The 22,177-nt window shown below is 64.8% G+C and carries 14 protein-coding genes; 11 read left to right on the forward strand and 3 right to left on the reverse strand.

The genetic code is table 11. From position 1 onward, the window contains the following. Positions 1-16: 16 nt before the first annotated feature. Genes KI241_RS00925 through KI241_RS00940 form a run of 4 tightly spaced genes read left to right on the forward strand, consistent with a single transcriptional unit; the run spans position 17 to position 10,534 of the window. Positions 17-7,255: an Ig-like domain-containing protein gene (locus KI241_RS00925; RefSeq protein WP_212803246.1), complete on the forward strand. Its 7,239-nt coding sequence runs from the start codon at positions 17-19 to the stop codon at positions 7,253-7,255. 40 nt (positions 7,256-7,295) lie between these two features. Beyond that, positions 7,296-8,807, forward strand: a complete 1,512-nt coding sequence (locus KI241_RS00930) for a TolC family protein (RefSeq protein WP_042731897.1) — start codon at positions 7,296-7,298, stop codon at positions 8,805-8,807. Between the two features lie 15 nt (positions 8,808-8,822). Beyond that, on the forward strand, positions 8,823-9,605 hold the full coding sequence (locus KI241_RS00935) for an aspartyl/asparaginyl beta-hydroxylase domain-containing protein (RefSeq protein WP_212803247.1): 783 nt from the start codon (positions 8,823-8,825) through the stop codon (positions 9,603-9,605). Beyond that, a complete protein-coding gene (locus tag KI241_RS00940; RefSeq protein ID WP_212803248.1) occupies positions 9,593-10,534 on the forward strand; it encodes a sulfotransferase family protein in 942 nt (313 codons plus the stop codon). The genes KI241_RS00935 and KI241_RS00940 overlap by 13 nt, the downstream gene beginning before the upstream one ends. 172 nt (positions 10,535-10,706) lie before the next feature. On the opposite strand, the gene KI241_RS00945 is transcribed toward KI241_RS00940, so the two are convergent. Both KI241_RS00945 and KI241_RS00950 read right to left on the reverse strand, forming a co-directional pair. Next, the gene (locus KI241_RS00945) at positions 10,707-11,468 is read right to left on the reverse strand and encodes a slipin family protein (protein ID WP_042730291.1); all 762 of its coding nucleotides are present in this window, start codon (positions 11,466-11,468) and stop codon (positions 10,707-10,709) included. 1 nt (position 11,469) lies between these two features. Continuing rightward, positions 11,470-11,994, reverse strand: a complete 525-nt coding sequence (locus tag KI241_RS00950; protein WP_042730290.1) for an NfeD family protein — start codon at positions 11,992-11,994, stop codon at positions 11,470-11,472. Positions 11,995-12,142: 148 nt separating this feature from the next. Between KI241_RS00950 and KI241_RS00955 the strand changes: the two genes are divergently transcribed. The 4 genes from KI241_RS00955 (at position 12,143) to KI241_RS00970 (ending at position 15,165) form a co-directional block, all read left to right on the forward strand. Beyond that, positions 12,143-12,388 carry a DUF2789 domain-containing protein gene (locus KI241_RS00955; RefSeq protein ID WP_042730289.1) on the forward strand — a complete coding sequence of 82 codons (246 nt, stop codon included), beginning with the start codon at positions 12,143-12,145 and terminating at the stop codon, positions 12,386-12,388. Positions 12,389-12,514: 126 nt separating this feature from the next. Further along, the gene (locus KI241_RS00960; protein WP_042730288.1) at positions 12,515-13,096 is read left to right on the forward strand and encodes an alpha/beta hydrolase; all 582 of its coding nucleotides are present in this window, start codon (positions 12,515-12,517) and stop codon (positions 13,094-13,096) included. 70 nt (positions 13,097-13,166) lie between these two features. Continuing rightward, complete coding sequence (locus tag KI241_RS00965) at positions 13,167-14,102, forward strand: sigma 54-interacting transcriptional regulator (RefSeq protein WP_053148900.1); 936 nt, start codon at positions 13,167-13,169, stop codon at positions 14,100-14,102. 280 nt (positions 14,103-14,382) lie between these two features. Beyond that, a complete protein-coding gene (locus tag KI241_RS00970; protein ID WP_212803249.1) occupies positions 14,383-15,165 on the forward strand; it encodes a MetQ/NlpA family ABC transporter substrate-binding protein in 783 nt (260 codons plus the stop codon). Between the two features lie 294 nt (positions 15,166-15,459). Here the strand turns inward: KI241_RS00970 and KI241_RS00975 are convergent, their stop codons facing one another. Then, positions 15,460-16,620, reverse strand: coding sequence for an AAA family ATPase (locus KI241_RS00975; protein ID WP_212803250.1), 1,161 nt, complete (start codon positions 16,618-16,620; stop codon positions 15,460-15,462). A 105-nt stretch (positions 16,621-16,725) separates the two neighbouring features. Between KI241_RS00975 and KI241_RS00980 the strand changes: the two genes are divergently transcribed. Genes KI241_RS00980 through KI241_RS00990 form a run of 3 tightly spaced genes read left to right on the forward strand, consistent with a single transcriptional unit; the run spans position 16,726 to position 21,934 of the window. Further along, positions 16,726-17,829 carry an efflux RND transporter periplasmic adaptor subunit gene (locus tag KI241_RS00980; protein ID WP_042730284.1) on the forward strand — a complete coding sequence of 368 codons (1,104 nt, stop codon included), beginning with the start codon at positions 16,726-16,728 and terminating at the stop codon, positions 17,827-17,829. Then, positions 17,826-18,890, forward strand: coding sequence for an efflux RND transporter periplasmic adaptor subunit (locus tag KI241_RS00985; RefSeq protein ID WP_042730283.1), 1,065 nt, complete (start codon positions 17,826-17,828; stop codon positions 18,888-18,890). Before KI241_RS00980 ends, KI241_RS00985 begins: the two co-directional genes overlap by 4 nt. Further along, complete coding sequence (locus KI241_RS00990; RefSeq protein ID WP_212803251.1) at positions 18,887-21,934, forward strand: efflux RND transporter permease subunit; 3,048 nt, start codon at positions 18,887-18,889, stop codon at positions 21,932-21,934. The genes KI241_RS00985 and KI241_RS00990 overlap by 4 nt, the downstream gene beginning before the upstream one ends. Positions 21,935-22,177 lie beyond the last annotated feature (243 nt).

The following is a 22,177-nucleotide window of genomic DNA, read 5'->3' on the forward strand; positions in this document are numbered from 1 at the left end:
AGTCCAGGTGAACGTCATGTGGTGGAGCAAAGGTAAATCGCGGGTAATCGAGGCCACCCAGGCCCTGGCATCGCCAATGATCATGTCGCTGGAGCCGCGCATGCTGTTCGACGGCGCGGTGGCCGCGACCGTGGCCGAAGCCGCGCAGCCGGAGGCCCATCCCACGGCTGACGCCGCCAAGGCGCCGACGGCCGACCAGCCTGCCGATACCCACGCGCCCCAGGGCCAGGTGGATGCCACCGAGGCGGCCGTTCCGGGCAAGTCCGTGGTGTTCATCGATTCGCGGGTCAAGGACGCGGCCAGCCTGCTCGATGGCGTCGCGGCCGGTACCCAGGTGGTGCAGCTCGATGCGACCAAGGACGGCCTGCAACAGATTGCCGATTACCTGGACAGCCACCAGGGCGTGAGCTCGGTGCAAATCATCGCCCACGGCAACGCCGGCGATTTGTGGTTGGGCAACGCCTACCTGTCGGCGGACAACGTCCAAGCCCGCAGCGAAGTGCTGGCGCAGATCGGCCAGGACATGAACGTCGGTGGCGACATCCTGATCTACGGCTGCTACACCGCCGAGGGCGACCGGGGCCTGGCGCTGGTCGATTCGCTGGCGCAGTTGACCGGCCGCGACGTGGCGGCCTCCAATGATCGCACAGGCCTGGGCGGCGACTGGGACCTGGAAATCGCCACCGGCACTATCGAAAGCACCAACGTGCTGTCCGCCAGCGCGATGAGCCAATACCAGTGGGGCCTCGCCACCTGGACCGCCACCAATAACGCCAACACCGGCGTGGGTTCGTTGCGTGCGGCCCTGGCTTCGGCGCAGAACGGTGACATCGTGACCTTCAGCAGCGGCATGACCGTCGCGCTGACCCAGGTGCTGGTGGTCAACAAGAACGTGACCATCGACGGCGACCTCAATAACGACAACGTGGCCGATGTCACCCTCGATGGGCAGTTCCGCACCCAGGTCCTCAACGTGACGTCCGGTACGACGGCGACCCTCGATGGCCTGGTGATTACCCGCGGCATGGTGGCGGGCGACGGGGGCAATGGCGGCGTCGATGCGGCGGTCGCCAAGGCCGGCGGGATCTACAACGCCGGGACCCTGACCATGCGCAACGTCACGGTCACCGCGAACGCTGCGTCGGGCGGTGGCGGCGGTGGCGGCGTGACGCCGCAATATGCCGGTGGTGGCGGCGGTGGTGGCGGGGCGGTCGGCAGCGGAACGGGTGGTCGGGGCGGCGATACGATCAATGCCACAGGCTCCGTTGGGTCGACCGGACAGGGCGGCGCCGGCGGTGGCTTCTTCAATATGGGCGGGCGGGGCGGCAATTCCACCGGTGGCGCCGGTGGTGCGGCGTATCCGGGCTACAGCACCGGATCGGCCGGCGGCACGGCGGCCAGCGCAGGCCTGTCCATTGGCGGCGGCGGTGGCGGTGACGGCTACAACGCCGTGGGCGGTGCGGGTGGCGGCGCGGTCGGTGGTATCTACAACGACACCGGCGCGACCCTGCGCATCATCGGCAACTCGGTGATCTCCAACAACATCGGCGCCGGTGGCGGCGGCGGTGGCGGTGGCGCCGGCGGTGGCTACACCCACACCGGTGGTGCGGGCGGCGTCGGCGTTGGCGCCATCTGGAACAAAGGCTCGATCCTGATCACCGCCGCCAACTTCGCGGCGCTGTCGGGTAACGTCGGCGGCAGCGGTACCGGCGGTGGCAGTGCCGGCTCTGCGGGTACTTCGCCGGCCTCGGTGGCGAACGTCTATGGCGATGGCGGGACCATCAACACCAACTATGTGCCGGACGTCACGCCACCGACCGCGACTGTCGTGGTGGCCAACCCCAACCTGAACTCCGGTGGCACGTCGCTGGTGACCATCACCTTCTCCGAAGCCGTGACGGGCCTCACCGCGTCCGACCTGACGGTGCAGAACGGCACCGTAGGCACCTTGAGCAGCAGCGACGGCGGCATCACCTGGACCGGCACGTTGACGGCGGCCAGCAACATTGCCGACACCACCAACGTGATCACCCTGGACAACACCGGCGTCGCCGACCTGGCCGGCAACGCCGGCGTGGGGACCACCACCTCGAACAACTACGTGGTCAACGACACCGTAGCGCCGACCGCGACCATCGTGGTGGCCGATACCACGCTCACCAGCGGCGAAACCTCGGCCGTGACCATCACCTTCAGCGAAGCGGTGACCGGCTTCACCGCTGCCGACCTGACGGTGGCGAACGGCACGATCACCGGCCTGAACAGCGCCGACGGCGGCATCACCTGGACCGCGACGCTGACGCCGACCGCCGATATCACCGATACCACCAACCTGGTGGTGCTGGACAAGACCGGTGTCGCCGACCTGTCCGGCAACGCCGGCGTGGGCACCACCAACTCCAACAACTACGCCATCGATACCCTGCGCCCGACCGCCACCATCGTGGTGGCCGATCCGTCGCTGAGCATCGGTGAAACGTCCCTGGTGACCATTACGTTCAATGAAGCGGTGACCAGTTTCACCACCGCCGACCTGACCGTCGCCAACGGCACGGTGACCGGGTTGAGCAGCAGCGACGGTGGCATCACCTGGACCGCGACCTTGACGCCGACCGCCAGCGTCAGTGACACCACCAACGTGATCACGCTCAACAGTGGCGCCGTTGTCGACCTGTCCGGGAATGCCAACCTGGGCACTGTCGACTCCAATAACTATGGGGTCGACACGGTGCGCCCGACCGCCACCATCGTGGTGGCCGACCCTGCACTGTCGGCCGGCGAAACTTCACTGGTGACCATTACCTTCAGCGAGGCCGTGAGCGGCTTTACCCTGGCCGACCTGACGGTCGCCAACGGCTCTCTGAGTGGCCTGAGCAGCAGCGACGGCGGCATTACCTGGACCGCGACGCTCACACCGACCGTCGGCATCACCGATACCACCAACCTGATCGTGCTGGCCAATACCGGCGTGTCCGATCTGGCGGGTAACGCCGGCTCTGGCACCACCAGTTCGAACAACTACGCCATCGATACCCAGCGCCCAATCGCCACCATCGTCGTGGCCGATTCGGCGCTGAGCGTTGGCGAAACGTCGTTGGTGACCATCACCTTCAACGAGGCGGTGACCGGCCTCACCACGGCCGACCTGACCGTGGCCAACGGCACCGTTTCCGCGCTGAGCAGCAGTGACGGCGGCATCACCTGGACCGGCATCCTGACTCCGACCGCCAGCATCAGCGACGCCAGCAACATCATCACCCTGGACAACACCGGCGTGAGCGATGCCGCGGGCAACGCTGGCACCGGTACCACCAGTTCCAACAACTACGCCATCGACAACGTGCGGCCTACCGCGACGATCGTGGTCGCCGACAGCACCTTGAGCATCGGCGAGACGTCCCTGGTGACCGTCACCTTCAGCGAAGCGGTGACGGGCTTCTCCCTGGCCGACCTGACGGCGGCGAACGGTGTCTTGAGCGGCCTGAGCACCAGCGACAACATCACCTACATCGCGACCTTCACCCCAAGCGCGAGCATCAGTGACACCACTAACCTGATCACCCTGGATAACACCGGTGTCGTGGACGGGGCGGGCAACGCCGGCACCGGCACCACCGATTCGAACAACTACGCCGTCGATACCCTGCGCCCGACCGCCACGATTGTGGTGGCGGACAACGCGCTGAGCGTTGGCGAAACGTCCCTGGTGACCATCACCTTCTCCGAAGCGGTCACAGGTTTCGACAACTCGGACCTGATCGTGGCCAACGGCACGCTCAGCGCGGTCAGCAGCAGCGACGGCGGCTTCACCTGGACCGCCACCCTGACCCCGAACCTGGGCGTCAGCGACGCCAGCAACCTGATCACCCTGAACAACACCGGTATCAGCGATGCGGCGGGCAATACCGGCAGCGGCACCACCAACTCCAACAACTACCAGGTCGACACCAACGTGCCCACGGCGACCATCGTGGTGGCCGATACGTCGCTGAGCATTGGTGAAACGTCCCTGGTGACCATCACCTTCAACGACGCCGTGAATGGCTTCGACAACAGCGACCTGACCATCAGCAACGGCACCCTGAGCAGTGTGAGCAGCTCTGACGGTGGCGTGACCTGGACCGCGACGTTCACCCCGAGCGTCGGCATTTCCGACACCAGCAACCTGATCACCCTGGACAACACCGGCGTGCGCAATGGCGCGAACAACGCCGGGGTCGGCACCACCGATTCGAACAACTATGCCATCGACACCGTGCGCCCAACGGCGACCATCGTCGTGGCCGACACGGCCATTGCCGCTGGCCAGACCTCACAGGTAACCATCACCTTCAACGAGGCGGTGACCGCGTTCACCAGCGCCGACCTGACGGTTGCCAACGGTGTGATCTCCGGCCTGAGCAGCAGTGACGGCGGCATCACCTGGACCGCGACCTTCACCCCGACCGCGGGCGTCACGGACACCAGCAACGTCATTTCGCTCAACAGCGGCGCCATCGCTGACTTGGCCGGCAACGTCAACGTCGGCACCACCGACTCGAACAACTACGGCGTCGATACGCTGCGCCCGACCGCCACCATTGTGGTGGCGGACAACGCGCTGAGCGTTGGCGAAACGTCCCTGGTGACCATCACCTTCTCCGAAGCGGTCACAGGTTTCGACAACTCGGACCTGAGCGTGGCCAACGGTACCCTGAGCGCGGTCAGCAGCAGCGATGGCGGTATCACTTGGACCGCGGTGTTCACCCCGGCCCTAGGCATCCGGGACACGACCAACCTCATCGTGCTGGACAACACCGGCGTGAGCGATGGGGCGGGCAATGCCGGAACCGGCGCGACCAGCTCCAATAACTACACCATCGACACCCAGGTACCGACCGCCACCATCGTGGTGGCCGATCCGTCGCTGAGCATCGGTGAAACCAGCCAGGTGACCATCACCTTCAACGAAGCGGTGAGCGGTTTCGACAACAGCGACCTGACCATCAGCAATGGCACGCTGAGCAACGTGTCGTCTTCCGACGGTGGCGTTACCTGGACGGCTACGTTCACACCGAGCGCGAGTGTTTCCGATACCAGCAACCTGATCACCCTGGACAACACCGGTGTCGTCAACGTCTCGGGTAACGCTGGTGTAGGCACCACCGATTCCAACAACTACGCCATCGACACCGTGCGTCCGAGCGCCACCATTGTTGTCGCCGACACGACCCTCGCCGCGGGCGAGACGTCGCTGGTGACCATCACATTCAGCGAAGCCATGAGCGGCTTTACCATTGCCGACCTGAGCGTGGCCAACGGCACGCTCAGCAGCCTGAGCAGCAGCGATGGCGGCATCACCTGGACGGCGACCTTCACCCCGAGCGCCGGCATTTCCGATACCAGCAACCTGATCACCCTGGACAACACCGGCGTGGCCGACCTGGCGGGCAACGCGGGCAGCGGCACCACCGATTCCAACAACTACGCCGTCGACACCCAGTTGCCGACCGCCACCATCGTGCTCAGCGATACGACGCTCCGGCCGGGTGAAACCGCGCAAGTGACCATCACCTTCAGCGAAGCGGTGACCGGTTTCACCAACGCCGACCTGACGGTGGCCAACGGCACCTTGAGCGCGGTCAGCAGCAGCGACGGCGGCCTGACCTGGACCGCCACGTTCACCCCGACCCAGGGGGTAAGCGACGCCACCAACCTGATCACCCTGGACAACACCGGGGTGAGCGACGCGGCGGGCAACGCGGGCGCGGGCACCACCGATTCGGCCAACTACGCGGTCGAGACCCGCGTGCCCACCGCCACGATCGTGGTGGCCGACAACGCCCTCAGGGTCGGTGAGACCTCGCTGGTGACCATCACCTTCTCGGAAGCGGTCAGCGGCTTCGACAACAGCGACCTGAACGTGAGCAACGGCACCCTGAGCAACGTTTCGTCCAGCGATGGCGGCGTGACCTGGACCGCGACGTTCACGCCGGCGAGCAACATCACCGACACCAGCAACCTGATCAGCCTGGATACCGCCGGCGTGGTCAGCGTCTCGGGCAACAGTGGGGTCGGGGTGGTGAACTCCAACAACTATGCGATCGACACGGTGCGCCCAGGCGCCACCATTACTCTGGCCGATACCCGCCTGGGCATCGGCCAGACCACCACCGTGACCATCAGCTTCACTGAAGCGGTGACCGGTTTCGACCTGTCGGACCTCAGCGTCGCCAATGGCGTGCTGTCCAACCTTGCCAGCAGCGACGGCGGCCTGACCTGGACCGCGACGCTGACGCCTACCGCGGGCGTCAACGACGCCACCAACCTGATCCTGCTGGACGCCAGCACGGTGCAGGACATCGCCGGCAACGCCGGTGTGGGCGTCGCGATCTCCAGCAACTACGCCCTCGACGCGACCCGGCCGACCGCGACCATCGTCGTGGCCGACTCGAACCTGACCGTGGGCGAGACGACCCAGGTGACGTTCACCTTCAGCGAAGCAGTGACCAATTTCGACCTGTCGGACCTCAGCGTCACCAACGGTGAACTGACCAACCTGACCACCAGCGATGGCGGCAGGACCTGGACGGCGACGTTCACGCCGACGGTGAACCTCACCGACCCGAGCAACTTCATCGCCCTGGACACCAGCAACGTCAGTGACCAGTCCGGCAACGCCGGGGCCAGCGTGGCGGTGTCCAACAACTACGCGATCGACACCGTGGTGCCCAACGATGTGAAGCCGCCACCGGAGTTCCTGGTGTCGGACCCGGTCACCGTGGTGCCTCCGACCGAGGTGCCGTTGCAACCGGTGGTCTTCACGCCGCCCACCGGCAACCTGGGCTCGCCGCTGGGCTTCCCGCCGCTGTTCGAACAGCGGGATGTGGGCGGTGGGCTGGATCCGATAGGCGATATCTTCATCAATCGCGGTGAACTGGCGCCGAGCTACATCGCCCAGGTCTTCAGCAGCGACGCTGCCGGCGATGGCTCGGGCCATGGGTTCCTGGGCTTTGGCGGTGGCGATGGCGGAGTGTTCGGCAGCAGCACGCTGGCGACGCTGTTCAACCACGACCCCGTGTCTGACAGCGAGTCGATGAACGCCTTCGGCAGCTCATCGATGCAGGGTGGCGATGTGTCCCAGGGGCTGCGTGGAATGTTTGGCGCACCAACCTTGGGCCAGCAACTGCAACACCTCAAGGACACAGAACAACGTCAGGTGGATAGCCTGGCAATGGCTTTGCAACAGGTCGGCATCAGCCAGGTGCAGGCCTGATAAAACTAAAAAATTGGGGCAGCCAGGGGCAATCCAGGGAATGAATAGAAGTCAGAAGTTATTCGCAGTCAGTGCGCTGGCGTTGGTGGTCAGCGGATGTGCCGTCACCAGTGAGCCGATCGATCGAAGCGTCAGCGAACAGCGCGCCCGAACCGATCTGCAGAACATGTACAAGGACCAGGAGCCCCTCAGTGGCCCGCTGACCCTGCACCAGGCCATGGCACGTGCGGTGAAGTACAACCTTGAAGGCCGCTTGAAGATCATGGAGGAGGCCCTGGCCAAGCGGCAGCTGGACCTCGCCAGTTTCGACATGCTGCCGCGCATGGCGCTGGATGCCGGTTATGTGGGCCGCAACAATGTCAGCGCCTCCAGTAGCCAGAGCGTCGAAACCGGCACCCAGTCCCTGGAACCGTCGACCTCCCAGGACCGCGACCGTGAGGTGGCGGACCTGACCATGGTCTGGAACGTGCTCGACTTCGGCGTGAGCTACATCAGCGCCAAGCAGGCCGGCGACCAGCGCCTGATCGTCCAGGAACGCCGGCGCAAGGTGATCAACACCATCGTCCAGGACGTGCGCTCGGCCTACTGGCGCGCCATGGCCGCCGAACGGTTGCTCAAGCAGATCGACAGCCTGATGGCGCGGGTCGAGTCGGCGCGCGGCAACAGCCAGAGCATGAGCGAGCAACGCATCGGTGACCCGGTGCAGGCCTTGGGTTACCAGCGCTCGCTGATCCAGGCGACCCGCCAGCTCGAAGAGCAGCGCCGGGCGCTGTCGTTGGCCAAGACCGAACTGGCAACCTTGATCAACCTGCCCCTGGGCACCGAGCTGACCCTGGCGACCCAGGATGAGTACGAGATTCCGGAGCTCAAGGTCGACCTGTCCCGTCTCGAACAGGAAGCCCTGGCCAGCCGTCCGGAACTGCGCGAGCAGGACTACCAGACGCGCATCACCGCCGCCGAAACCCGCAAGGCCATGCTGCGCCTGTTGCCGGGGCTGGAGTTCTCCGCCGGCGGGCACTACGACAGCAACTCGTTCCTGGTGGAACAGGGCTGGGCCGACTACGGCGTGAAGGTCACCTGGAACCTGTTCAACGTGATCTCTGCCCCGGCGGCCATCGACGTCGCCAAGGCGGGCGAGGAAGTCGCTTCGGCGCGGCGCCAGGCAATGTCGATCGCGGTGCTGGCGCAGTTGTACGTGGCCAACGCCAACTATCGCGAGGCCCTGCGACAGTTCAAGACCAGCCAGCAGCTGTCGGACATCGACGGGCAGATCGTCGGCCAGTTGCGCAGCCGTCACCAGGCCGCGGGCATTGGCGAGCTGGACCTGATCCAAGGTGAATTGAACACCTTGCAAGCTGATCTGCGCCGGGACCTGGCCTATGCCGACCTGCGCAACGCCTACGGCCAGATATTCGCCAGCGCCGGCCTCGACCCACTGCCCAACGAAGTGCAATCGACCGAGGTCCAGTCGATTGCCACGGCGTTGGCCAGCCGTGAAGCGGCGTGGGCCCAGGGCAATATCGCCGTACCGACGGCCGCGGTGCCCAAGTAACGGCGCGCGCCCAGGATGCGCCCGGCGTTTTCCCGGCTGCCGCTGACGGTTGACCTGCCATTGCTGTTGCAAGCCTTGGCAGGTGTTGTCGAGACGCGCTGGCAGGGCCATTTCAACAGCGCTTACTACAGCGGTGACTGGAGTGGCGTGGCGCTGATTACGCCGGCGGATGCCTTGACCGAATTGTCGCCGGGGCGCGGCCAGCCTGTGATCCGCGAGCCGTGGTCCAGGGATGAGCGATGGCAGGCGGCGCTGGGCGATTGGCCCCTTCAGATCGTATCGGCCCGGTTGTTGCGACTGGGGCCCGGTGGCTGCATCCACGAACATCGCGATTATGACCTGGGCGGGCCGGACGCCGACCTGCGCCTGCATGTGCCGTTGCTCAGCGCGCCGGGCGTGGACTTCTGGCTGGAGGGGCAAATCATCCCGATGGCGGTGGGCGAGTGCTGGTTTCTCGACCTGGCGCGTCCTCATCGGGTGGTCAATCGCAGCGCTTGGCCGCGGGTTCACCTGGTGCTCGATTGTCGCCCCGGCCCCTGGCTGGAGCAGCAGATTGCCGATGGGCTGCCCACCACGCCCGTGCCGGGCAACGGGCCAAGCGACCTGGCCCGGTTCCAGCAATGCGTGGCGGGCGACCCGAACCTCGCTCAGGCCCTGCAAGGCGTGCAGGACGTCGAGGCGTTCATCGAATGCGCCCTCGCCCTGGGTGCCCGGCAAGGCTTGCACTTCTCCCGGGAAGAATTGCGCACGGCCATGCGCCACAGTCGACGGCAGTGGAGCGATCAATGGAAGGCCTGAACCTGCAAGGCTGGCTGCCGATTCGCGTGTGGCAGGAGACCGGGCAGTGGTGGGTCGACTGGTGCTGGTTCGGCGACAAGCCCTTGTCGCAACCTTTCTTTGGCGATGCCGTGGAAGACGCCTTGCGCCTGCCCTTCAACCAGGCGTTCCGGCGCCAGACTCCCTTGCACGCACTCGCCCAGTGGCAGCACCAGAGCCCGGGCCTCGCCCCCAGTGCGTTCATCTTCCATGCCTCGCGCTGCGGCTCGACGCTGATCAGCCAGATGCTGGCGCAGTTGGACGATCACATCGTCATCTCCGAACCGCCACCGCTGGATCGGTTGCTGCGCAGTGACCTGCCTGCCGCCGAACGTTGCGCGGCGCTCAAGGGCTTGCTGTCGGCCTACGGGCAGCCCCGTCGCGGTGTGGAGCGACGATTGGTGATCAAGCTCGACGCCTGGAACATTGGTGAGCTGTCGCGGCTGCGGGAGTGTTTTCCCGACACGCCCTGGCTGTTCGTGTACCGCGATCCGCTGGAAATCGCCGTGTCTCACCTGCGCCGCCCCGGCATGCACATGGTGCCGGGGATGATCGGCCCGAGCGTGCTGGACGATGGCGTGCCGTACACCGGCCCGGAAGATTTCATTGCGCGCAGGGTCGGGAAATTGCTGCAGGTTGGGCGTGAGCAGTGCCAGGCCTCCGCCGGAGTGGCCGCGAACTACACCGAGCTGCCCGAGGCCATGGCGGGGAGGCTGGCGGATTTTTTCCAGCTGGATGAGGCGCAGCGCAGGCAAGCGTTCGCCACCGTGGGGCGACACGCCAAGCAGCCGGCGCAGGGGTTTACCGGGGATAGCGAAGAGAAGCGCCGGGAGGCGTCGGCGCTGTTGCGTGAGCTGGTCATGCGCTGGGCGCAGGGGCCCTATGAAGCGTTGAAGTCACTGCCCCCGTAGCGGGGAATCAAACCCGCTTTTGTGGCGAGGGGATTTATCCCCGTTGGGCTGCGAAGCAGCCCTAAAGCAGCGAACTCAATCTTCCTGGCACACCGAGCTGGCCGATTCGGGGCCGCTTCGCAGCCCAGCGGGGATAAATCCCCTCGCCACAGGGGGATGCTTGCTCTGTGGGTCAAGGCTTGTTCGGTGACAACTCAGCCATGCCCTTGAGCAACTCGATCGGCAGGGGGAAGACGATGGTGGAGGATTTGTCCCCGGCGATCGACCCCAGCGTCTGCATGTAGCGCAGCTGCATGGCGCCCGGTTGGCGCCCGAGCATTTCAGCGGCCTGCATGAGTTTTTCCGAGGCTTGCAGCTCACCTTCGGCATGGATCACCTTGGCCCGGCGTTCCCGTTCGGCCTCGGCCTGGCGGGCGATGGCGCGGATCATCGACTCGTTGAGGTCCACGTGCTTGATCTCGACGTTCGCCACCTTGATGCCCCAGGCGTCGGTCTGGGCATCGAGCACTTGCTGGATGTCGCTGTTCAACTGCTCGCGCTCGGCCAGCAACTGGTCCAGGTCGTGTTTGCCGAGGACCGCGCGCAACGTGGTCTGGGCCAGTTGGCTGGTGGCCATGAGGAAATTCTCGACCTGGATGATTGCCTTCTGTGGGTCGAGCACGCGGAAGTACAGCACCGCGTTGACCTTCACCGACACGTTGTCCCGGGTGATCACATCCTGGGGCGGCACGTCGAGCACAATCGTGCGCAGGTCGACGCGGATCATCTGCTGCACCACCGGAATCAGCAGGATCAGCCCCGGCCCCTTGACCTGCCAGAACCGGCCCAGTTGGAACACCACTGCGCGTTCGTATTCGCGCAGGATCCGGAAGGTCGAGGCCGCCAGTGCGATGACCAGCAACAGCAGCAGCGTAAAACCGATCTGCATACCCATCTCATGCTCCTTGTGAATCAGCCGGGGCCACTTCCAGCAGCAGGCCTTTGCGGGCCATGACCCGCACCGCCTGCCCGGTTCGCAGCGGCGTGACGCAGTTCACCTGCCAGCGTTCGCCTTCCAGCTGGACCCAGCCATGATGGTGGTTGCCGGCCTGCAACGCGGTCACCGTCGTGACGTTGCCCAGCAGCGCAGCATCGCCGGTGACCGCTTGGCGTGGTCGGGTTTTCAGCGCCCGGATCACCAGCGCCACCAAGAGCAGGGCGCTGATCACGCCCAGGCCCATCATCAAGGGCACCGGGACCTCGGCGTTGGTCAGGATCACCGCGCCGATCACGCACAAGACAATCCCGCCCAGCCCTGCAATGCCGTAGTTGGGCAGCGCCGCCTCGGCGGCCAGCAAGGCCACGCCCACTGCGATCAGCCAGAAGCCCAGTGGATCGATCCCCGACGGCACCAGGCCATCGGCACCGAACGCGGGCCCGCTGATCGCCAGCAGCGCAACCGTCAACCAGTGAATGTTCACGGGATCCTCCGCAACGTGTCGTTGTCGGGATGTTTACTCAAAGTCTAGTCGAGTCGGGGCTGATTGAATTTTGACCAGTCTGGCGGTCGGCGAGGGGCTAGACTGCGAAGAAACACCCCGCCATCCCCATGATGTTCAGGAGGCCCGTATGCACACCCCAATTCACCCTCTTTCCTCATTATTCAAGCAACTGGGCTTGCCCGATGACGCTCAGGGTATTGATCAATTTATAACCAGCCATTCACCCCTCAAGCCTGAGCTGCACCTGGCCGATGCGTTTTTCTGGAGCGAGGGTCAGCGGCAGATGCTGCGCGACGAGCTCCTCGAGGATGCGGACTGGGCGGAAGTGATAGACCAGTTGGATGTGTTGTTGCGCAAGGGGCGCAGCGAGTGATGCAGAAAACCTGTAGAAAATAACAATTATTCTTTGTGGTTATTAATAAATAGCTTCTTATTCCTTAAATAATATAACTCTCCTCCCTATACTCGTCCGGGAACAGACACGCAGGAGAGCATCCCCATGCGCAACGAATCGATTCGCTACCTGATTGTGCCGGGCTGGCAAGGATCGCCGGAAAACCATTGGCAAACCCACTGGCAGAACAGCCTGCCCAACAGCGCCAGGGTCGAGCAGGCCGATTGGTTGACGCCTCGGCGCGAGGACTGGGTCGCGGCGCTGGCCGAGGCCATCGCCAGCGACAGCACGCCGGTCATCCTGATTGCCCACAGCCTGGGCTGCATCACGGTCGCCCATTGGGCCGCCACCGCGCCAGCGCAGTACCTGCGGCAAGTGCGAGGGGCGTTGCTGGTGGCCCCGGCGGATGTCGAGCGGCCGGCCTGCACCCCGGCGTTGCGCAATTTCGCGCCGATCCCCATGGACCTGCTGCCGTTTCCCAGCCAGGTGGTGGGCTCTGACAACGACCCTGCCGTGAGTGCCTCGCGGGCCCTGGAACTGGCGCGCCACTGGGGCGCCGAAGCCGGGATCCTGGGCGGGGCCGGGCACATCAATGTGAAGTCCGGCCACCAGCGCTGGGAGCAGGGTTTCGCCTATCTCTATCGCCTGCAGAACCGCATGGAGCATCACGCCCTGCGTCGCGCCTGACGCTGCGTTGTATCTGCCCTGAATTCAAGAGTGCCCCTCCGTCTGCCGGCGGTATGGCGCGGAGACTGCCATGAGTTTGCATGAAACCTTCGGTCAGCCATTGCTGACCTTTCCCGAGGCGGAAAAAAGCCCCCTGAGCATCCGTGCCAAGGCGCTGGTGTTCGTCGATCCACGTTCGCGCCAGTTGCGCCAGGCCCTGGAGCAACTGGCGCCGCGGGCGATCTCGGTGCTGATACGCGGTGAAACCGGCACCGGCAAGGAGTTGCTGGCCCGGCACATCCATCGCGAAAGCGAGCGCGGCGGGTTGTTCGTGTCCGTCAACTGCGGCGCCATCAGCCCGACCTACGCCGATGCCGAACTGTTCGGCTATGCCGCCGGCAGCTATAGCGGTTCGGCCAGCAGCCGGGCCGGTTGGTTCGGTTCGGCCAACGGCGGCACCCTGTACCTGGATGAGATCGGCGATTTGCCGCTGCCGATCCAGGTCAAGTTGCTCGCCGCCCTGGAAAACCATGAGGTCACTCGCGTCGGTGCGCACCAACCCAGCCCGGTGGACGTACGCCTGGTCGCGGCCACCAGTATCGACCTGGCGCAGGCGGTGGAGGCCGGGAAGTTTCATCAGCGGCTCTACCATTACCTCAGTGAAGGGCACCTGGAACTGCCGGCCCTGCGCGAACGGGTGGGCGATATCCTGTCCCTGGCCGAGTACTTCCTGGGCATCTACAGCCAGCGCCTTGGCCTGGCGGTGCCGCTGATCAGCGAGGCAGCCCAGCGTGCGTTGGAGCGACACAGTTGGCCGGGGAACACCCGCGAGCTGGAGAACGTCATTCATTTTGCGCTGCTGGTCAGCACCGGGGAGGAGATCCTGCCGGAACATTTGAACCTGCCGGCGCAGCCATCGGTGCTGGCGCTGATCGAGCAGCAGGTGGCGCAGGTCATTGCTCGTGGCACCGACACTGAACGCACGGCGCTCAAAGCGCTGCTCGCCCGGCTGGACCAAGCGTTATAAAACCTGTGGCGAAAGCGCTTGCGCCCGCTCGGTTGCGCAGCCGCCATAATATTTTCAGGGCCGCTTCGCTCGAGACGTCGGACCGTCCCAGCGGGAGCAAGCTCCCTCGCCACGGTCGGTTACTTATATGAGAAAAATGAATATGAACTTGAATAAAAGATATTGTTAAGGCATAAAAAACATCGGTATTGTCCGTCTCACGCCAGCGATAGCACTTCGCTGGCACTCTCACTTTCTGGCTGTCGCCGCGGGCGACGGTGATTCTCGATAAGGACACTGCATGAAAAAGGTTCTGTTGTTTACCGCATTGGCGGCAGCCCTGACTTCGGGCCTGGCCCAGGCGGCGGAAAAACTGGTCGTGGCCGCCACCCCGGTGCCCCACGCCGAGATCCTCGAACTGATCAAGCCGGCCCTGGCCAAGGAAGGCGTGGACCTGCAAATCAAGGTCTTCACCGACTACGTGCAACCCAACGTACAGGTTGACCAGAAGCGCCTGGACGCCAACTACTTCCAGACCCTGCCGTACCTCAAGAGCTTCAACGAAGGCAAAGGCACCAACCTGGTGACCGTTATCGGCGTGCACGTCGAACCCTTCGGCGGCTACTCGAAGAAAGTCAGAAGCCTGGCCGAGCTCAAAGACGGCGCCACCATTGCCATCCCCAACGAAGGCAGCAACAGCGGTCGCGCCCTGATCCTGCTGCAGAAGGCGGGCCTGATCGAGCTCAAGGATCCGAAGAACGCCCTGGCCACGCCGAAAGACATCGCCAAGAACCCGCACAACTTCAAGTTCAAGGAGCTGGAATCGGCCATGCTGCCGCGTGTGCTGGACCAGGTCGACCTGGACATGATCAACACCAACTACGCCCTGGAAGCGGGTCTGAACCCGGCCAAGGATGCTTTGGTGATCGAAGGTTCGGATTCGCCTTACGTGAACTTCCTGGTGGCACGTCCTGACAACAAGGACAGCCCGGCCATCCAGAAACTGGCCAAGGCCCTGACCAGCCCTGAAGTGAAGGCGTTCATCGAGCAGAAATACAGCGGCGCGGTATTGCCGGCGTTCTGATCGAGCCAAGCTGACGCGTTTGTGGCGAGGGGATTGATCCGCTCGCCACAATGGCACATCGATTCTGCTGCGCTACGCAGCTCTGTTCTTCAGCGCTCGGCGCAGGGCCACGAGCAGTTTGACCACGTCTTGCGGGGCGAGTGGTTGGGGGGCTTTCACGTTGGCCATTCAATTCTCCTTGTGTGTGTCGCCAGAGAAACTGGCGGTTGGCTGCGTTTCCTTGGCGGGCGATCAAACCCGTCCTGCAGCGCAAGGAAAATAGTCCCCCTGCAACGCTTGTGCAAATCCTGCCGGTCAATCCGGCCAGTTCCAGGCCGGCATATCCAGCATTCCCTGGCCCACCACTGCGGTCTGTCCCAGGTCTTTTTCCAGCACGATGCAATTGCAGTCCTCGTCTTGTTGCAAGGCGGCGATCAGGCGCGTGGCATGGGACACCACCCAGATCTGGCAATGGGCCGAGGCGCGGATGATCAAGCGTGCCAGGGCCGGTAGCAGATCGGGGTGCAGGCTGGTTTCAGGTTCGTTGAGCACCATCAGCGACGGCGGTCGCGGTGTGAGCAGGGCGGCGACCAGCAACAGGTAGCGCAGGGTGCCGTCCGACAGTTCGGCGGCGGACAGCGGACGCAGCAGGCCGTGCTGCTGGAACGCGATCGCGAAACGCCCACCTTGGAGTTTTTCGATGTGCAGCCGGGCGCCAGGGAACGCATCGCCAATGGTGGCGTGCAACGCCTCGACGTCGCCGATCTCAAGGATGGTCTGCAGGGCGGCGGCCAGGTCGCGGCCGTCGTGGTGCAGCACCGGCGTGCGAGTGCCCAGTTGTGGCTGGCGTACCGGGGCGTCGGCGTCGCTGCGAAAGTGGTCGTAGAAGCGCCAGCGTCGGATGAATTCGCGCATCTGGAACACCTCCGGCGAGGAGCGCAAGCTGCCGACCTGGTCGAACAGGCTGTCGAAGGTGGGCGTGTGCTGGGCCAGTACATCCCAGGCGCGGCCTTCGCGGGCCCGGATCATTGGCCCGTTGCGGTCCACCAGCAGGCTGGCGGGACGAAAGACCGGGCCGGCCCAGATGCATTCGCGCTTGATTTCAGGGTCCAGTGAAAACGCCGAGAGGCTGGGCTCCGGCAGGCCCAGGGCGATCGAATAGCTGAAGTCTTCCCCGGCAAAGCCCAGGCGCAGGCGCTTGGTGCCCTGGCGCACGATGCCCTGCACAGGCACATCGCCGCTGCGCATGCGTCGGCTGATTTCCTCCGGCCCGGCCCAGAAGGTCGAGTCCAGGCCACCTTCGCGGGCCAGGGCGTTGACCACGCCACCCTGCGCGGTTTCAGCCAGCAGGCGCAGAGCGCGGTACAGATTGGACTTGCCGCTGCCATTGGGGCCAGTGATCAGGTTCAGCCGCCCCAAGGGGATCACCAGCTTGTTGATGGAGCGGTAGTTGGCCACCGCGAGTGTTCTGAGCATGGGCGATTTCCTGCTGTCGGGTTAGCGTCTGTGCATCCGTGGAACCCTGTTCTAAGCTCACAGTCGTATCGTCACTGGCACGTTCGTGCAATGCAAGGAGTCTGCATGGCTGGTCCTCGAATCAAACGGGTTGTTGGCTTGGCCTTGTGTGCGTTGTTGGCGGGATGCGGTGATGAAAAACCTGTTGAAAAAGCCTTGCCACGGGTCTTCGTGCAGCAGGTCGTGCCCAGCGAATATGCGGCCTCGGTGACGCTGACCGGTGATGTCCAGGCGCGGGTGCAGACCGACCTTTCGTTTCGCGTGGGCGGCAAGATCATCGAGCGCAAGGTGGATGTCGGCGACCGGGTTTCGGCACGACAAGTGCTCGCCCGCCTCGATCCGCGGGACTTGCAGACCAACGTCGACTCCGCCGAGGCCCAGGTGGCCGCCGAGCAGGCGCGGGTCAAGCAGAGTGCGGCAGCGTTCGTGCGCCAGCAGAAACTCTTGCCCAAGGGCTACACCAGCCAGAGCGAATACGACGCGGCCCAGGCGCAGTTGCGCAGCAGCCAGAGTGCCTTGACCGCGGCCCAGGCCCAGTTGGCCAATGCCCGCGAACAGTTGAGCTACACCGCGCTGGTCGCCGAGGCGCCGGGCATCATCACGGCGCGCCAGGCCGAGGTGGGGCAGGTGGTGCAGGCCACCGAGCCGATTTTCAGCCTGGCCCAGGACGGCGCGCGCGACGCGGTGTTCAACATCTACGAATCGCTGTTGCGTGAACCACCCTCGGATCCGGCGATTGTCATCAGCCTGCTGGACAACCCGGCCGTCCAGACCACGGGCAAGGTGCGCGAAATCACTCCGGCGGTGTCCGCCCAGACCGGCACGGTGCAGGTCAAGGTCACCCTCGATGACCTGCCCGAAGGCATGCGCCTGGGGTCGGTGGTCAGCGCCACGGCCAAATCCGCGGGCCAGACCGCCGTCGAGCTGCCCTGGTCGGCGTTGACCAAGAACCTCAGCGAGCCGGCCGTGTGGCTGGTGGACGGCGAGGGCAAGGCGCAACTGCATTCGGTCACCGTCGGTCGTTACCTGACCGGCAAGGTCATCATCAGCGACGGGCTCAAGGGCGGCGAGAACGTCGTCACTGCCGGCGGGCAGTTGCTGCACCCCGGCGTTCGCGTCGAGATCGCTGAAAACACCGCCGCGAAACCCCCGACAGGAGCCCAGCCATGAAAGGTCCATGGACGCTCCTGATGACGCTGCTGCTGGTCGCCTGTTCGAAGGAAGAAGCCCCGCCCGAGCCGGTACGCCCGGTGCTGTCCGTTGAAGTGCAGGCCCTGGACCAACAGGCTCTCGGACGCTTTGCCGGGAACATCCAGGCGCGCTACGAGACCAACGTGGGTTTCCGCGTGCCCGGGCGAATCGCCAGGCGCAATGTCGATGTCGGCGCCGAAGTGAAGAAGGGCGACCTGCTCGCCACCCTCGACCCCACCGACCAGCAGAACCAGTTGCTTGCCGCCCAGGGCGACTTGGCGCGGATCGAGGCGCAGTACATCAATGCCCAGGCCAATGCCCGCCGCCAGCAGCAATTGTTCGACCGTGGCGTCGGTGCCCAGGCGCAACTGGACATCGCCCAGACCGACCTGAAGACCACCGGGGCCTCGCTAGAACAGGCCAAGGCAGCGGTGCAACAGGCCCGTGATCAACTCAACTACAGCGAGCTGCACACCGATCACGATGCGGTGGTCACGGCCTGGAATGCCGAAGCCGGGCAGGTGGTCACCGCCGGCCAGCAAGTGGTGACCCTGGCTCGCCCGGACATCAAGGAAGCGGTGATCGACCTGCCGGCCGACTTGGTCGACCGGCTGCCCGCCGGCGTCGTATTCGAAGTTGCCGCGCAGCTGGATCCGGCCACCCGCACCACCGCCACCGTCCGCGAGATCGAACCCCAGGCCCAGAGTGCAACGCGCACGCGTCGCGCGCGACTGACGCTGGCCGAGACGCCGCCGGGCTTTCGCCTGGGCACGGCCATCAGCGTCACCCTGAGTTCGGCCATTGAACCGCGGATCGAGCTGCCCCTCAGTGCGCTGCAAGAGGTCGATGGCAAGGCCCGGATCTGGCTGATCGACCCGCAGAACCAAACGGTCTCGCCTCGCGACGTGCGGATCATCGAGCGTTCGGCGGACTCGGTGCTGGTCGCCAATGGCATCAAGCCGGGCGACCGCGTGGTCAGCGCCGGCGTGAACAGCCTCAAGCCGGGGCAGAAAGTGAAACTCGACGAGGACGCACGATGAAAGGGCCTTTCAACTTATCCGAATGGGCCCTGCGGCATCAGTCGTTCGTCTGGTACCTGATGTTCGTCGCGTTGCTGATGGGGGTGTTTTCCTACCTTAACCTGGGGCGCGAAGAAGACCCTTCGTTCACCATCAAGACCATGGTCATCCAGACCCGTTGGCCCGGTGCGACCCAGGAAGAAACCCTCAAGCAGGTCACCGACCGCATCGAGAAGAAACTCGAAGAGCTCGACTCCCTCGACTACGTCAAGAGCTACACCCGTCCGGGGGAATCGACGGTGTTCGTGTACCTGCGCGATACCACCAGTGCCAAGGACATTCCCGAGATCTGGTACCAGGTGCGCAAGAAGATCAACGACATTCGTGGCGACTTCCCCGAAGGCCTGCAAGGCCCGGGGTTCAACGACGAGTTCGGTGACGTGTACGGTTCGGTGTATGCCTTCACCGGCGACGGCTTGTCGATGCGCCAGTTGCGCGACTACGTGGAGCAGGTCCGTGCCGAAATCCGCGACGTGCCAGGCCTGGGCAAGGTGGAGATGATCGGCGAGCAGGACGAAGTGCTGTACCTGAACTTCTCCACGCGCAAACTCGCCGCACTGGGCATCGACCAGCGCCAGGTGGTGCAGAGCCTGCAATCGCAGAACGCGGTGACGCCCGCCGGGGTGATCGACGCCGGTCCCGAGCGGATTTCCGTGCGCACGTCGGGGCAGTTCCAATCGGAAAAAGACCTGGCCAACGTCAACCTGCGGCTCAACGACCGGTTCTACCGCCTGGCTGACGTCGCCGACATCAGTCGCGGCTACGTCGACCCGGCCACGCCGATGTTCCGCTTCAACGGCACGCCAGCCATCGGCCTGGCCATCGCCATGAAGAAGGGCGGCAATATCCAGGCATTCGGCAAGGCCCTGCATGCGCGCATGAACGAACTGACGGCCGACCTGCCGGTCGGCGTCGGCGTGCACACCGTGTCGGACCAGGCCGAAGTGGTGGAGGAGGCCGTCGGCGGCTTCACCAGCGCGTTGTTCGAGGCGGTGATCATCGTGCTGGTGGTCAGTTTCATCAGCCTGGGCATACGCGCCGGACTGGTGGTGGCCTGCTCGATCCCGCTGGTGCTGGCGATGGTCTTCCTCTTCATGGAGTACAGCGGCATTACCATGCAGCGGATCTCCCTCGGGGCGTTGATCATCGCCCTGGGGCTGCTGGTGGACGACGCCATGATCACCGTGGAGATGATGGTCACGCGTCTGGAGAAAGGCGACAGCAAGGACCAGGCCGCCACCTTCGCCTATACCTCCACTGCGTTCCCGATGCTCACCGGGACCCTGGTGACCGTGGCCGGTTTCGTGCCCATCGGCCTGAACGCCAGCTCCGCCGGCGAGTACACCTTCACCCTGTTCGCGGTCATCGCCGTGGCGATGCTGGTGTCCTGGATCGTCGCGGTACTGTTCGCCCCGGTGATCGGCGTGCACATCCTGAGCACCAACGTGAAGCCCCACAGCGCCGAGCCGGGCCGGATCGGCCGGGCGTTCAACGGCGGCCTGTTGTGGGCGATGCGCAATCGCTGGTGGGCCATCGGCATTACGGTGCTGTTGTTCGTGCTGGCGGTGTTTTGCATGCGCTTCGTGCAGAACCAGTTCTTCCCGTCCTCGGACCGGCCGGAAATCCTGGTGGACCTGAACTTGCCGCAAAATGCCTCGATGGACGAGACGCGCCGGGCGGTCGATCGCCTGGAAGCGAGCCTCAAGGGCGACCCGGACATCGAGCGCTGGAGCACCTACATCGGCGAAGGCGCGATTCGCTTCTACCTGCCCCTGGACCAGCAGTTGCAGAACCCGTACTACGCGCAGCTGGTGATCGTCAGCAAGGGCCTGGAGTCGCGCACGGCCCTCACCGAGCGCCTGCAAAAGCGCTTGCGCGAGGACTTCGTCGGCATCGGCAGCTACGTGCAAGCCCTGGAAATGGGCCCGCCGGTGGGCCGGCCGATCCAGTACCGGGTCAGCGGCAAGGACATCGACCAGGTGCGCAAACACGCCATCGAACTGGCCACCGAACTGGACAAGAACTCGCACATCGGCGAGATCATTTACGACTGGAACGAGCCGGGCAAGGTGCTGCGCATCGACATTGCCCAGGACAAGGCGCGGCAACTCGGCTTGTCCTCCGATGACGTCGCCCGGCTGATGAACAGCATCGTCAGTGGCTCGCCCGTGACCCAGGTCGACGACGATATCTACCTGATCGACGTGGTGGGGCGTGCCGTCGACGCCGAGCGCGGTTCGCCGGAAACCTTGCAGAACCTGCAGATTGTCACCCCCGGCGGCGCCTCGATCCCGCTGTTGGCGTTCGCCACCGTGCGCTATGAGCTGGAGCAGCCACTGGTGTGGCGGCGCGACCGCAAGCCGACCATCACCATTAAGGCCGCGGTGCGCGACGAAATCCAGCCCACTGACCTGGTCAAGCAACTGCAGCCGGACATCGACAAGTTCGCCGCCGGCTTGCCAGCGGGCTACAAAGTCGCCACGGGCGGTACGGTGGAGGAAAGCAGCAAGGCCCAGGGGCCGATTGCCAGTGTCGTGCCGCTGATGCTGTTCCTGATGGCGACTTTCCTGATGATCCAGCTGCACAGCGTGCAGAAGCTGTTCCTGGTGGCGAGCGTGGCGCCCCTGGGCCTGATCGGCGTGGTCCTGGCGCTGGTGCCGACGGGCACGCCCATGGGCTTCGTGGCGATCCTGGGGATCCTGGCGCTGATCGGCATCATCATCCGCAACTCGGTGATCCTGGTGACCCAGATCGATGAGTATGAGCGCGACGGCTACGAGCCCTGGGATGCCGTGGTGGAGGCCACCGAGCACCGGCGCCGGCCGATCCTGCTCACGGCCGCTGCCGCCAGCCTGGGGATGATCCCGATTGCCCGCGAAGTGTTCTGGGGGCCGATGGCCTACGCGATGATCGGCGGGATCATCATCGCCACGCTGCTGACGCTGTTGTTCCTGCCGGCGCTGTATGTGGCCTGGTACAAGATCCGCGAGCCCAAGCGCGATTGAAGGGGCTGTTCTCGGCCCTTGTGGCGAGGGAGCTTGCTCGCGCTGGGCCTTCGCGCTGTAGGCAACTCGGAAAACTGTGGGAGCGAGCTTGCTCGCGAAGAGGGCGGGGCTGACAAATGGATGCTGACTGTCCGACGCCTGCGCGGGTAAACCCGCTCCCACAGGGGGCGCGGGCGGATGCAGAATCTGTATTCACACCACCGCCTTTGTGGGAGCGGGTTTACCCGCGAAGGCGTCCGCCCA

Origin of the sequence: Pseudomonas sp. Cab53 (genome assembly GCF_018325965.1) — a bacterium.
Classification (GTDB): domain Bacteria; phylum Pseudomonadota; class Gammaproteobacteria; order Pseudomonadales; family Pseudomonadaceae; genus Aquipseudomonas; species Aquipseudomonas chlororaphis_E.

Coding starts and splice junctions, on each gene's coding strand:
- KI241_RS00925 (WP_212803246.1), top strand. CDS start 17: ATGTGGTGGAGCAAAGGTAAATCGCGGGTAATCGAGGCCACCCAGGCC.
- KI241_RS00985 (WP_042730283.1), top strand. CDS start 17,826: ATGAAAGGTCCATGGACGCTCCTGATGACGCTGCTGCTGGTCGCCTGT.
- KI241_RS00965 (WP_053148900.1), top strand. CDS start 13,167: ATGAGTTTGCATGAAACCTTCGGTCAGCCATTGCTGACCTTTCCCGAG.
- KI241_RS00960 (WP_042730288.1), top strand. CDS start 12,515: ATGCGCAACGAATCGATTCGCTACCTGATTGTGCCGGGCTGGCAAGGA.
- KI241_RS00990 (WP_212803251.1), top strand. CDS start 18,887: ATGAAAGGGCCTTTCAACTTATCCGAATGGGCCCTGCGGCATCAGTCG.
- KI241_RS00930 (WP_042731897.1), top strand. CDS start 7,296: ATGAATAGAAGTCAGAAGTTATTCGCAGTCAGTGCGCTGGCGTTGGTG.
- KI241_RS00975 (WP_212803250.1), bottom strand. CDS start 16,620: ATGCTCAGAACACTCGCGGTGGCCAACTACCGCTCCATCAACAAGCTG.
- KI241_RS00970 (WP_212803249.1), top strand. CDS start 14,383: ATGAAAAAGGTTCTGTTGTTTACCGCATTGGCGGCAGCCCTGACTTCG.
- KI241_RS00945 (WP_042730291.1), bottom strand. CDS start 11,468: ATGGGTATGCAGATCGGTTTTACGCTGCTGCTGTTGCTGGTCATCGCA.
- KI241_RS00935 (WP_212803247.1), top strand. CDS start 8,823: ATGCGCCCGGCGTTTTCCCGGCTGCCGCTGACGGTTGACCTGCCATTG.
- KI241_RS00955 (WP_042730289.1), top strand. CDS start 12,143: ATGCACACCCCAATTCACCCTCTTTCCTCATTATTCAAGCAACTGGGC.
- KI241_RS00980 (WP_042730284.1), top strand. CDS start 16,726: ATGGCTGGTCCTCGAATCAAACGGGTTGTTGGCTTGGCCTTGTGTGCG.
- KI241_RS00940 (WP_212803248.1), top strand. CDS start 9,593: ATGGAAGGCCTGAACCTGCAAGGCTGGCTGCCGATTCGCGTGTGGCAG.